Consider the following 12,230-nt stretch of genomic DNA (forward strand, 5'->3'; position numbering starts at 1 on the left):
AAAGATAAACACATGAGTCAAGTTTCACTACCAACCGATCAAATCCTCAAAGCCCTCAAAAAAACGATGGGGAAATATGTATCATCAATCGGTTCGTACTCAGAGACACAATGGAATGACAAGCCGAGTGCTGATGAATGGTCCATGGGTCAACTCTATGAGCACATAGCCATGAGTACCTCTGGGTATTTTTGCTACAAAATAAATACTTGCCTAAGACGTGAAAATGGAAGTGAGTCTCTCAACATCATGCCCGGAGGTCTAAAGATGTATCAACACAATAGCTTCCCCCCTTTCAAATTTAAAGTACCTCAAGGCCTAGGCGATGAACCCAATCCACTTCCTCAGAGCACTTATACAAAGCGCTTTGCTAACTTGATGGAGCAATTAGAGGACTTAGCTGAGGCTGTGAAAAAAGATAATGGAAAGTTTAGGTCTCCACACGCTGTACCTGAGATAGGGGCTCTCAATGCTAATGAATGGCTACAAATGACAGAAATGCACATGAGGCACCATCTAAAGCAAAAAGCATACTTGGACGAATACCTCATGTCAAAACAAAATTAGTCGGCTTTATACCATTCTACTGTACGGCCAATCATAGAAAACCCAATATAGCCTCTGACTTCTAAGACTTTATCATTTTTTCTTTTGATCACACAAGAGTAAGTCTTCCCATTTTTGGGATCGTAGATCTCTCCATCTTCCCACACACCATCTTCATAAACAAAACCCTTCAATAAGTTCAGTCCCATGAGTGGACGCTTTCTGAGTGAAGCATTGGAGTTGTTTTTGTCCAGCTTAGGTTTGCCATTCTCTGTAGGCTCTTTTAGCCAAACGATCTTGCCATTGTATTTTCCAGCTTCTTTATAGATTTCTATTTTAGCCTCACGCTCAGTGTTAAACCAAGTACCTACTATAGCATCGGCTGACTGTGCCATCAGCGCACTAGAAGCAATTAAAAAAAGACCAAGAAAGGCGAATGTAAATTTTATTTTTGTCATGATTTTTTGTTTGGTTTGATAAAAAAACGATATAAAACCTGTTTAGTTATATGACTAAATGTTTTCAACTACTTTAGTAAAGTACTAAACGCAATATCCAATAGCAAAATTTTAATCTACTCTATTTTGACAAGTCATTCAATTACCCTCTTAAACGAACATTTTGAACTACTTCCTCAAAAGGCTGTCTATTGGAAAAAGGAAAATGCCCTACTCCTAGCAGACTTGCACTTAGGTAAAGCAACACACTTCAGAAAATCTGGGATAGCAGTTCCAAAAGCCGCAGGATCCGACACATTGCTTATTTTAGAAGAATTATTGGTATTGTATCCTGTAAAAAAAGTTTATCTATTAGGTGACTTATTCCATAGCGATTACAATCACGAATGGGAGTATTTCCTTGAGTTTCTATCAAATTTTAAAAACATCTCCTTTCACCTGATCAAAGGAAATCATGACCTTTTGAAACCTGCTGTTTATCAGGCAACAAATCTCCAAGTTCACGAACAGTTTTTGCAAATAGGATCTATTGGACTGGCGCATGACCCTGCTTTTCAGTCTGAAGCTGCATTTACATTTTGTGGACACATCCACCCTGGCTACACGATCAGTGGCAAAGGCCGCCAAAAAATCACCCTTCCTTGCTTTCACTTTACATCCAAATTTGCAGTATTGCCCGCATTTGGCACTTTTACAGGACTGATGCCCATCCTACCAAAACCAGATGAAGAGATATATCTCATAGCAGAAACGCGCGTTATTCCTTTTGTACATTTGAGAACTTAGAAAGAGAAGATTGGGAATAATATAATCTCTCATTAACTTTGAAGCTACTCCTGATATGATGAAAGAAAAAGGAACAAAGAAAAAAAAGCAATTAGGCAGCTTTAAATACTTCAGTGTGGTTTTTAGCATCACACTTTCACTTTTCATAGTAGGTGTGTTAGGGATGATTTTGATCCATGCGCAAAAACTCACCGCACTCATCCGAGAAAATGTAGAAATGCAGATCTTTCTACACAAAAACACTTCTGATGCAGAGATATCCAAAATAGGTAAGCTACTAGAAACCAAGCCATTTGTCATGAAGAAAGACAATGTAGCCATGGTGACTTTTACCTCTAGTGACTCAGCAGCTGTTAACTTTATCAAAGACACGGGAGAAGACTTTGTGGAATTTTTGGGAGACAATCCACTCCGCGATAGCTACACGATCAGTATAGACGAAGCTTATCAAACAGAAGCTAGGCTGGATAGTGTCGCACAGGCTATCCAAAGGATCCCGGGTATTTTTGAAGTATCATACCTAGGTAGTGTCATCGACTCTATCAACAAAAACCTCGTCAAAGTCAGCTTAGTACTTGGTGCTTTTGCAATGATTTTGATCTTAGTGGTGATCATTTTGATTCATAATACGATCAAGCTGGCACTTTTCTCACAGCGTTTTCTGATCAGAAGTATGCAGCTTGTTGGTGCTACTCGAAATTTCATCAGAAAGCCATTTTTGGCAAGATCTGTCCTATATGGGCTGATTGCAGGAGTCGTCTCTTCACTGATGCTATGGGCTACACTCACTTATGCCAATGATCAGATAGATGGTCTATCACAACTGCAAGATCAAAAAGAATTTCTCGCGCTATTTGGCGCACTTACGCTAGCAGGTATCTTACTATCTGTAGTAAGTACTGCCAAGGCGATCAATAAGTATTTAAACATGTCACTAGACGAACTCTACTAAAATGAGCGAAAAAAATAAAATGGCTTTTAGCCGAAGAAACTATCAACTCATGCTACTCGGTATAGCAATCATCATCTTAGGATTTGTCATCATGGGACTAGATAGCGAGCAACATGGTTTTGGCTTTATGGGCATTACACTCGGCCCAATGATCGTTTTAGGAGGATTTATTTTTGAATTCTACGCCATATTTTACAAACCTAAGCAATAATCTAAATGACCATTTTTGAAGCGATTATCCTGGGTATTATTCAAGGACTGACGGAGTTTTTGCCAGTAAGTAGTAGTGGACACCTAGAGATTGGCTCGTATTTGTTAGACACAGAGACTTCCGATAATTTACTCTTTACCATAGTAGTACACGCTGCTACAGCTTTGAGTACGATCATTGTTTTTAGAAAAGATATACTCACGCTCATTCGTGAATTATTCAAATTCCAAAGAAATGAATCAACTGACTATGTGTTCAAACTGGTCATTTCTATGATTCCCATTGGAATAGTAGGCGTCTTTTTTGAAGAGCAAATAGAGGGCTTCTTTGGCGGAAATATCCTTTTTGTTGGGAGTATGCTACTCATCACGAGTACACTTCTTGCTTTTACCTACTTCAAAAAAAACACTACTGGATCTGTTACCTTCGGTAAATCCATTCTCATAGGATTAGCTCAAGCAGTGGCTATACTACCTGGGATCTCTAGATCTGGATCAACGATAGCTACTGCCCTACTTCTAGGGGTAGACAAAGAAAAAGCTGCTCGATTTTCTTTCTTGATGGTACTAGCCCCCATACTAGGCGCTACCCTGCTCAAAGTAAAAGACTATGTAGAAAACCCTGCGGTAGCAGAAGGAGTTGATAGCTTGACACTCATGGCAGGCTTTTTAGCTGCATTCATATCAGGACTGATCGCCTGTATCTGGATGATCAATATCGTCAAGCGAGGGAAACTTATTTATTTTGCTATCTATTGTTTTATCATAGGTAGCATTGCCATTTTAGCAAGTATTTGATGAGTGATAAAGAATTTGATTTCTTAGCTGGTGAAGTACTTTTATTAGACAAACCTCTTCAGTGGACTTCTTTTGATGTGGTCAAAAAAGTCAGAGGTGCAATCAAAATAAAAAAAGTAGGCCATGCTGGCACACTAGATCCTCTAGCTACTGGACTTTTGATACTTTGCACTGGGAAGATGACTAAACAGATAGATACATTCCAAGCACAAGAAAAAGAGTATGAGGGGACCTTCGTCTTAGGGGCTACCACAGCCTCTTATGATTTGGAAACGGAAGTGGAAAACGTAATTAGCGTAGATCACTTGACCGAAAAGCAAATCTTAGAAGCGATCACTCAACTGACGGGCGATATCATGCAGATACCACCTGCCCATTCTGCTATCAAAATCGATGGAAAGCGTGTCTATGAGTCCGCTAGAAAAGGTAAAGAAGTCAAAATAGATCCTAGACCTGTGACAGTACATAAGTTTGAACTAACTAGAGTAGCGCTTCCTGAGATAGATTTTAAAATCATCTGTAGCAAAGGAACATACATTCGAAGTCTAGCTAGGGATCTTGGAGAGATTTTAGGCGTTGGTGCCTATATGTCTGCTCTTAGAAGGACTAGAATTGGCAACTTCAAAATAGAAGATGCTATCCCTGTACAGACATTGGTAGATCAGATCAAAGCACAACAAGCATGAAGCTTCACTACGGTTTAGATAGTTTGCCTCATATTCAAAATGCCGTAGTTTCTAGTGGCACTTTTGATGGCGTGCACATAGGGCATCAAAAGATCCTCCGACACATCATCACCTTAGCCAAAGAGATCAATGGAGAATCGGTGCTGATTACTTTCTGGCCTCATCCACGCCTAGTACTGCATCCTGACGATGACTCTCTGAGACTACTCAATACTTTCGAAGAAAAAACTGCCCTACTCCATCAGTTAGGTATCGATCATCTGATAGCGATACAGTTTACCCCTGAGTTTTCACAGTTGACCTCAGAGCAATTTATCCAACAGGTATTGGTCAATAAAATAAAAACCAAAAAACTGGTCATAGGATACGACCACCGATTTGGAAAAAACCGTGAAGGAAGTTTTGAATATCTCAAAGCCAATGCTGATCAGTACGGATTCACAGTAGAAGAAATCCCCGCGCAAGATGTAGAAGATGTCACTGTCTCTAGCACCAAAATCAGAAAAGCACTAGAAGAAGGTAACATCCAAATAGCGAACGAATACTTGGGCAATCCATATCAGCTAACAGGTAAAGTAGTTCGTGGGCAGCAAATAGGTAGGACAATAGACTTTCCTACTGCCAATCTTTCTGTATATGAGCGATACAAACTAGTGCCTAAAAATGGCGTCTATGCTGTCCAAGTAAAATGCGGAGAACTGGAATATAGAGGCATGCTCAATATTGGCCAAAGACCAACCCTGAATGGTACAGACCGTAGTATAGAAGTAAACATCTTTGATTTTGATCAGGATATCTATGATAGTGAAATCACCATAAGCTTCTTTCATTTTATTCGTGAAGAACAAAAATTCGCCAACTTGGAAGCACTTAAAGAGCAACTTTGGCAGGATAAAAAATATATTCAAAGTATATTTAGTAGTTAAAAATAGCTAACCCAAAATAACATGATCAATAAAGTAGTCGCTTCAGCAGATGAGGCCATCCAAGATATCCAAGACAATGCAGTCCTGATGCTCGGTGGCTTTGGTTTATCTGGTATCCCAGAAAACGGCATCCAAGCACTCCTTCGCAAAGGTGTCAAAGGACTAACCTGTATCTCTAACAACGCAGGGGTTGATAACTTTGGAATCGGCTTGATGCTCAAGACTCGGCAGGTCAAAAAAATGATCTCAAGCTATGTAGGTGAAAATGCAGAGTTTGAAAGACAACTGCTTAGCGGAGAACTAGAGGTAGAACTGATCCCTCAGGGAACACTCGCAGAGCGCATTAGAGCTGGTGGTGCTGGAATTCCAGCTTTTTTTACGCCAGCAGGATATGGCACAGAAGTAGCCGAAGGCAAAGAGGTCAGAGAATTTAATGGAAAAATGTACCTCATGGAGCATTGGCTCAAAGCTGACTTTGCACTCGTCAAAGCTTGGAAAGGAGACACTGCAGGAAATCTCATCTTTAAAGGAACAGCACGAAACTTTAGCCCGATGATGGCAGCCGCTGGTAAAATCACCATAGCAGAGGTAGAAGAACTCGTACCTGCTGGAGAACTCGATCCAAATGCTATCCATACACCCGGTATCTATGTGCAGCGTATTTTCCAAGGCAAAGATTACGAAAAGAGAATCGAACAGAGAACTGTTCGTCAGAAATAATACCTAGACAATCAACCCAAGATATGGCTTTAGATAAAAATCAAATCGCCCAGCGTATAGCGAAAGAAGTACAAAATGGCCAATATATCAATCTCGGCATAGGCATCCCTACGCTAGTGGCAAACTATATCCCTGATGAACTAGAAGTAGTGCTTCAATCAGAAAACGGACTTTTAGGCATTGGCCCATTCCCTACAGAAGATCAGATAGATGCTGACCTCATCAATGCAGGTAAGCAGACAGTGACCATGGTCAAAGGTAGTGCACTTTTCAGTTCTGCAGAGAGCTTTGCTATGATCAGAGGTGAGCATGTACACTTGACAATCTTAGGCGCTATGGAAGTTTCTGAAAATGGGGACATCGCTAACTGGAAAATCCCAGGCAAAATGGTCAAAGGAATGGGAGGTGCTATGGACTTAGTGGCTTCTGCTGAAAACATCATCGTAGCCATGCAGCATTGCAGCAAAGATGGTGCTTCCAAGCTTTTACCACAGTGTGAATTACCGATAACAGGCATCCGATGTGTCAAAAAAATAGTCACAGACCTCGCTGTATTAGAAATCGATCCTAACGGTGGGTTTAGGCTACTAGAGAGAGCTCCTGGTGTATCTGTAGAAGAAATCAAAGCAGCCACTGCTGGAAAACTCATCATAGAAGGAGAAGTTCCCGAGATGACATTCTAAAGAAGTAAGCTAAACATTGTCTCCTAAAGCTATTGTTGTAAATTTGCCTCGCATAAATTCAGACACTAGGAACTATAAAAGACAGACTTTTGTCAAAAAAGCTACTTACAGCGAGCATTTTAATATCATATACAATTCGATGAAACAATCAGAAATAAAATTTACAGTAGAACTAGATAAAGATAGTGTTCCAGAGAAAATTTATTGGGATGCTACGGACAAAGGAGACGATGGATTAGCAAGCACCAAAAGTGTGAGTATTGCCCTTTGGGATCACCTCAGCAAAAATACCATGCGCATTGATCTTTGGACCAAAGATATGCCAGTGGATGAGATGAAGCGCTTCTACATAGACTGTATCGGTGGACTAGGACAAAGCATCCTATCTGCCACAGGAGATACTTTTATGGCAGATGAGTTGAATGCACTCTGTGATAAGTTTATCAAACACCTCCAAGAAGAAAACAAAAGATTGAGCCAAAGTTAATCTAAGCTTAGGTCAAAAGTAATTAAGCACTCCAAATGGGGTGCTTTTTTTATGAATATATATACATGAAGTATAAAATATAGAAACTCAAAAATCTCTATTAGTTTCCTGGTTTTAACCCGCAAGCTCTCACTGCTTTAACACCTTAGTTTCCACTTGATAATGAATTAGTTTGGTCTAATATTGATTGAGGGCAGTTTATCTCAGAAAAAATAATTATTCGGCATGCATACAGTTTTCGAAAAATTACATTAGTTTTAATGTAGATTTGGAGTAATAAATAACTACCTTAAGTCTAAAATAAAATTAATTGTAAATTTTATCGATAAACCCTATGAAGAATTTTACCCGATTTTTAGCAAAGGGACTCTTTTTGAGTTTACTGCTAGTTTCCTTCATGATGGCTGGGGCTTATGCCCAGTCCACGGTGTCAGTTTCCGGCACAGTGACAGATGACATCTCTAAGGAAACGCTCATTGGAGTCAATGTTAGAGTGAAAGGAACCGTTCTTGGAACTACCACAGATTTCAACGGTAAGTTTAATTTGAAAATCAATGAGCCTACGCCTATCACCCTTATTTTTTCTTCGATAGGCTACACTTCTAAGGAAGTAGTCATCAACGAAAGTGTATCCGACCTAGAAGTGTCTCTAGCTGAGACCTCCCTCCTAGGACAAGAAGTAGTCGTATCTGCCTCTAGAGTGGAAGAAAGCATTTTACAATCACCAGTATCTATTGAAAAAATGGACATACTCGCGATCAGAGAAACTGCTTCTGACAACTACTACAAAGGTATCGCTAACTTAAAAGGTGTGGACGTCACTACATCATCTATCAATTTCCAGATCGTCAACGCTCGTGGATTCAACTCTACTGGTAATACACGATTTGTACAACTGACAGATGGTATGGATACACAAGCGCCAGCATTGAACTTCCCGATTGGTAACCTCAATGGACCTTCGGAACTAGATGTAGAAAGTGTAGAATTTATCCCTGGTGCTGCTTCAGCACTTTATGGACCAAATGCTTTCAATGGTATCCTTTTAGTAAACAGCAAGAATCCATTTGAATATCAAGGACTTAGTGCAACTTACAAGCAAGGTGTCAACCACCTCAATGGTCAAGGCAATGAGCCTTCTAGCCCACAACCAATGTATGAGGCATCTATCAGATATGCCAAAGCTTTTAATAACAAGTTTGCATTCAAAGTAAATGCATCCTACTCAGCTGCTGAAGACTGGTATGGTACTGATCAATCAGACCTAAACTCAAACAGACAGCCTGCTGGTTTTTCATTTAACCCAGGAGAAAATAGAGTACACGTTTTTGGAGATGAGGTAGCTACTAACATTGGCCTTCTTGCCAACAGTGGTGCTTTCCAACAAGCGGCACAATCTAGAAATCTAGGTGATTTCTTGGGTTTACTTCCAAATCAAGTCGTCACTAGAACAGGCTATGATGAGCGTGACCTAGTAGACTACAATGCTAAAAACTTCAAACTTAATGGTGGTCTTTACTACAGAATCACTAACAAAGCTGAGCTTTCATACAGCGTCAATTACGGTGCTGGAACAACCGTCTACACTGGTGCTCAGAGATACTCTTTGAAAGACTTCAGCATCATACAGCATAAAGTGGAGCTCAAAGGGGACAACTTCTTCTTAAGAGCTTACGGTACGATCGAAGACTCTGGTGAATCTTACATCGCAGACTTGACAGGTGTGAACATCAACAGTACTTGGAAAGACAACAGTACATGGTATGCGCAATATGGTCTAGGCTATCTAGGAGCACTCGCACAGCAAGGGGTTGCGCCTAATGGTATGCCAACTGCACAACAGCAAATGGCTGCTCATATGGCCGCTCGTGGTGTGGCTGATCAAGGTAGAATCATGCCTGGCACACCGCAGTTTGAAGCAGTAAAACAGCAAGTGATCAACCAATTTATCCCACAAGGTGCCCTCTTCAATGACAAATCAGCAATGTATCATGCAGAAGGTCAATATGACTTCAAAAATGAGATTGATGTAGTCGACTTACAAGTAGGTGCTAGCTATAGACTGTATGACATGAACTCTAATGGTACCATCTTCGCTGACGTACCTGGAAATGATATCACGATCTCAGAATATGGAGCTTATGCGCAAGTAGCCAAAAGATTGCTAAATGACAAATTGAAACTGACTGGATCAGTAAGATATGATAAGAACGAAAACTTCGATGGTCAATTTAACCCAAGATTATCAGCAGTTTTAACGCAGAACAATCACAACATCAGATTGTCTTATCAGACTGGTTTCAGAATGCCAACTACCCAAGCGCAGCACATTGACCTCAATGTAGTGTCAGCTAGACTTATCGGTGGTCTACCATTCTACAGAGACAGATATCAAATCTTTGAAAACTCATTCACACTAGCCTCTGTCAATGCCTACACAGAAGCAGTAGCTAGTGGAGTTAGCCCAGTATCACCAGCTGCTACTTCACTATTACAGCCAGTGACTACAGACTTGATCCCTGAGCTTAGACCAGAGCAAGTGCAGTCTATAGAGCTAGGTTACAAGTCACTCCTTTCTGATAATAGATTGCTCATCGATGCAGCATTCTACTACAACAGATACACAGACTTCATCTCTCAAACAGCGGTAAGAAAAGCACCAGGACCTGTATTCCCTGTGCCAGCTAATGGCGAGGAAGCTGCAATCAACGCAGTCAATGCTCCTACCCTTTTGACTCCAGTCACTACGCCAGGTCAAGAAAACACTTTCCAGACTTACACCAACATCGTAGGTCGTGATGTAGAGGCTGCAGGTGCTGCTATTGGTATGACTTACAGCTTGCCAAACAACTACACTTTGGGTGGTAACTACAACTGGAACAGACTATTGACTGACCTAGGAGAAGAGTTCTTAGCAGAATTCAACACACCTGAGCATAAGTTCAACGTCTCTTTTGGTAACAGAAAATTGACTGAGAAGCTTGGTTTCAATGTAGCCTACAGATGGCAGAGTGCTTTCAGATGGGAGTCTACCTTTGCTATAGGAGATGTTCCTGCTGTACAAACACTTGACGCACAAGTGAGCTATAAACTAAAAGACATCAAGTCGATCATCAAACTAGGTGCTTCAAATGTCTTGAACGAAAGATATTTCCTCAACTATGGAGGTCCTACAGTAGGTGGTATCTATTACATCTCTATCACATTTGATGAATTGATGAACTAATAACCCCAAAATGACACGAATATGAAAAGTAATATAAAACTATACGCAGCCTTACTTACCGCAGCCACTATTACATTTGGCTGCGAGTACGACTTCCCTGAGCAAGTAGTAGAGCAACCTTCTGCTGGTACTGCGGATTTCAGTAAAATGGTCTCAGTAGGTAACTCACTCACTGCAGGCTTTATGGATGGCGCACTCTATGACAGAAGCCAAGGCTATGCATTCCCAGTGATCCTTGCTGGGCAAATGACACAAGCTGGTGGTGGAGAGTTTAATGTTCCAGACATTAATTCAGTGAATGGATTTTTTGGACTTGGTCCAAACAACACACCGCTTGGAAGATTGATCTTGACAATCAATCCTCAAACTGGTGCTGCTGCTCCAGCTCCAATAGGACCTGGTGACTTCCCAACCCCTTTCACAGGTGACAAAACTGCCTTGAATAACTTCGGTGTACCAGGAATCACTCTAGGAACGGCACTAATTCCACAAACAGGCGGACCCAATGATCCAGGAAATCCAGCTTACAATCCACTTTATGCTAGATTTGCCAGCAATCCTGGAACTTCTACAGTCATAGGAGATGCTGCCGCAGCTTTAGCCAATGGCGGTACATTCTTTACTTTCTGGTTAGGAAATAATGATGTCTTGGGCTATGCTATAGGTGGTGCTTCTAATCCTGCCATCCTTACTTCTGATGGTGATTTTAGCACAAGATTACAAGGTGCTTTAGGAGCACTACTTCAAGCCGCTCCCAATGCCAAAGGTGCCGTGGCTAATATTCCAGACCTCAATGTGTTGCCGCACTTCACCCTAGTACCTTTCAATGCACTTCCTTTGACACAAGAGCAAGCTACGCAAGCTAACCAAGGATATGCGCAATACAATGGTGGCTTAGCGCAAGCTAGAATGGCTGGACTGATCACTTCAGAGGAGGAAAACTACAGAAGAATAAATTTCAGTGCTGGCCAAAATGCCTTCGTGATGTCAGATGAAAGCCTAACAGATCTATCTGGACTTGGGCTACCTTCTATCCGCCAAAGCAAATCAAATGATAGAGCAGTACTTGCATTAGCTCAAGCATTGGGACAGCCTGTCGGTGGTAATCCTAACTTGATCAGAGGTATCAGTTCTCCAGTAGAAGATCAATTCGTTTTGATTCCTGATGAGCAAGATGAGATCCAAGGTAAGATTGATACATTCAATGAGATCATAGCCAACTTCGTAGCAACACAGCCTGACAGATTAGTTTTGATTGATGTCAATGCATTGCTAGACAGAGTCCTTGCTGGACAAGTTAGCTCAGGCGGAGTAGCACTTACTGCATCTATCGTGCCTCCTTCTGGCGGTTTCTCTCTAGATGGCATTCACCCTAATGCTCGTGCACATGCTTTTGTAGCCAATGAATTTATCGATAGAATCAACGCGAAGTGGAATGCGAGCATCCCTAGAGTAAATCCAAATGCTTATCCAGGTAATGACCTGCCAGTAACTCCAGGAAATTAATTGGGCTAATATTTGAAAATTTGGAGATTTTATCTAGATTAGATCGTTAATCAAAAAATAACAACAATAAACCCAAGATTATAAAGGCTCTGCAGCAATGTAGAGCCTTTTTATTTGCTTAATCTCTTACACTTTTGGGCATAAAAAAAGCCCTGATTGCTCAGAGCTTTGTAGTCCGTACGGGAATCGAACCCGTGTTTTATCCGTGAAAGGGATACGTCCTAACCCCTAGACGAACGGACCATT

13 protein-coding genes and 1 tRNA gene are annotated in these 12,230 nt (G+C 41.0%); 12 read left to right on the plus strand and 2 right to left on the minus strand.

Annotation, left to right across the window (positions count from 1 at the left end; all coding sequences use genetic code 11):
* Window positions 1-12 precede the first annotated feature (12 nt).
* Window positions 13-567, plus strand: coding sequence for a DinB family protein (locus tag I5349_RS04240; RefSeq protein ID WP_226389483.1), 555 nt, complete (start codon window positions 13-15; stop codon window positions 565-567).
* On the opposite strand, the gene I5349_RS04245 is transcribed toward I5349_RS04240, so the two are convergent.
* Complete coding sequence (locus I5349_RS04245) at window positions 564-1,004, minus strand: DUF2147 domain-containing protein (protein WP_226389484.1); 441 nt, start codon at window positions 1,002-1,004, stop codon at window positions 564-566. The two genes, I5349_RS04240 and I5349_RS04245, sit on opposite strands and share 4 nt — an antisense overlap.
* 126 nt (window positions 1,005-1,130) lie before the next feature.
* Here I5349_RS04245 and pdeM point away from each other — a divergent pair, with 126 nt between their 5' ends.
* From pdeM to I5349_RS04300, 11 genes are all read left to right on the plus strand, one after another.
* Complete coding sequence (gene pdeM, locus I5349_RS04250; protein WP_226389485.1) at window positions 1,131-1,790, plus strand: ligase-associated DNA damage response endonuclease PdeM; 660 nt, start codon at window positions 1,131-1,133, stop codon at window positions 1,788-1,790.
* Window positions 1,791-1,845: 55 nt separating this feature from the next.
* Window positions 1,846-2,742 (plus strand): cell division protein FtsX, encoded by an 897-nt coding sequence (locus I5349_RS04255; RefSeq protein ID WP_226389486.1) that lies wholly within the window; start codon window positions 1,846-1,848, stop codon window positions 2,740-2,742.
* A 1-nt stretch (window position 2,743) separates the two neighbouring features.
* The gene (locus I5349_RS04260) at window positions 2,744-2,953 is read left to right on the plus strand and encodes a DUF3098 domain-containing protein (RefSeq protein ID WP_226389487.1); all 210 of its coding nucleotides are present in this window, start codon (window positions 2,744-2,746) and stop codon (window positions 2,951-2,953) included.
* Between the two features lie 5 nt (window positions 2,954-2,958).
* Window positions 2,959-3,750: an undecaprenyl-diphosphate phosphatase gene (locus I5349_RS04265; RefSeq protein ID WP_226389488.1), complete on the plus strand. Its 792-nt coding sequence runs from the start codon at window positions 2,959-2,961 to the stop codon at window positions 3,748-3,750.
* Entirely contained in the window at window positions 3,750-4,436 is a 687-nt protein-coding gene (gene truB / locus I5349_RS04270) for a tRNA pseudouridine(55) synthase TruB (protein ID WP_226389489.1), read from the plus strand. Before I5349_RS04265 ends, truB begins: the two co-directional genes overlap by 1 nt.
* Window positions 4,433-5,362 (plus strand): bifunctional riboflavin kinase/FAD synthetase, encoded by a 930-nt coding sequence (locus I5349_RS04275; RefSeq protein WP_226389490.1) that lies wholly within the window; start codon window positions 4,433-4,435, stop codon window positions 5,360-5,362. The genes truB and I5349_RS04275 overlap by 4 nt, the downstream gene beginning before the upstream one ends.
* A gap of 21 nt (window positions 5,363-5,383) precedes the next feature.
* Window positions 5,384-6,082, plus strand: coding sequence for a CoA transferase subunit A (locus tag I5349_RS04280; protein WP_226389491.1), 699 nt, complete (start codon window positions 5,384-5,386; stop codon window positions 6,080-6,082).
* 23 nt (window positions 6,083-6,105) lie between these two features.
* Window positions 6,106-6,765, plus strand: coding sequence for a 3-oxoacid CoA-transferase subunit B (locus I5349_RS04285; protein WP_226389492.1), 660 nt, complete (start codon window positions 6,106-6,108; stop codon window positions 6,763-6,765).
* 139 nt (window positions 6,766-6,904) lie between these two features.
* Window positions 6,905-7,252 carry a gliding motility protein GldC gene (gldC, locus tag I5349_RS04290; RefSeq protein WP_226389493.1) on the plus strand — a complete coding sequence of 116 codons (348 nt, stop codon included), beginning with the start codon at window positions 6,905-6,907 and terminating at the stop codon, window positions 7,250-7,252.
* Window positions 7,253-7,586: 334 nt separating this feature from the next.
* Window positions 7,587-10,478 carry a TonB-dependent receptor gene (locus I5349_RS04295; protein WP_226389494.1) on the plus strand — a complete coding sequence of 964 codons (2,892 nt, stop codon included), beginning with the start codon at window positions 7,587-7,589 and terminating at the stop codon, window positions 10,476-10,478.
* Window positions 10,479-10,499: 21 nt separating this feature from the next.
* Window positions 10,500-11,984 carry an SGNH/GDSL hydrolase family protein gene (locus tag I5349_RS04300; RefSeq protein WP_226389495.1) on the plus strand — a complete coding sequence of 495 codons (1,485 nt, stop codon included), beginning with the start codon at window positions 10,500-10,502 and terminating at the stop codon, window positions 11,982-11,984.
* Window positions 11,985-12,155: 171 nt separating this feature from the next.
* Here I5349_RS04300 and I5349_RS04305 read toward each other — a convergent pair.
* Window positions 12,156-12,227 (minus strand) — tRNA-Glu (locus I5349_RS04305).
* Window positions 12,228-12,230 lie beyond the last annotated feature (3 nt).

This window comes from Penaeicola halotolerans (assembly GCF_016464625.1).
In the GTDB taxonomy this organism is placed as follows: Bacteria; Bacteroidota; Bacteroidia; order Cytophagales; family Cyclobacteriaceae; genus Penaeicola; species Penaeicola halotolerans.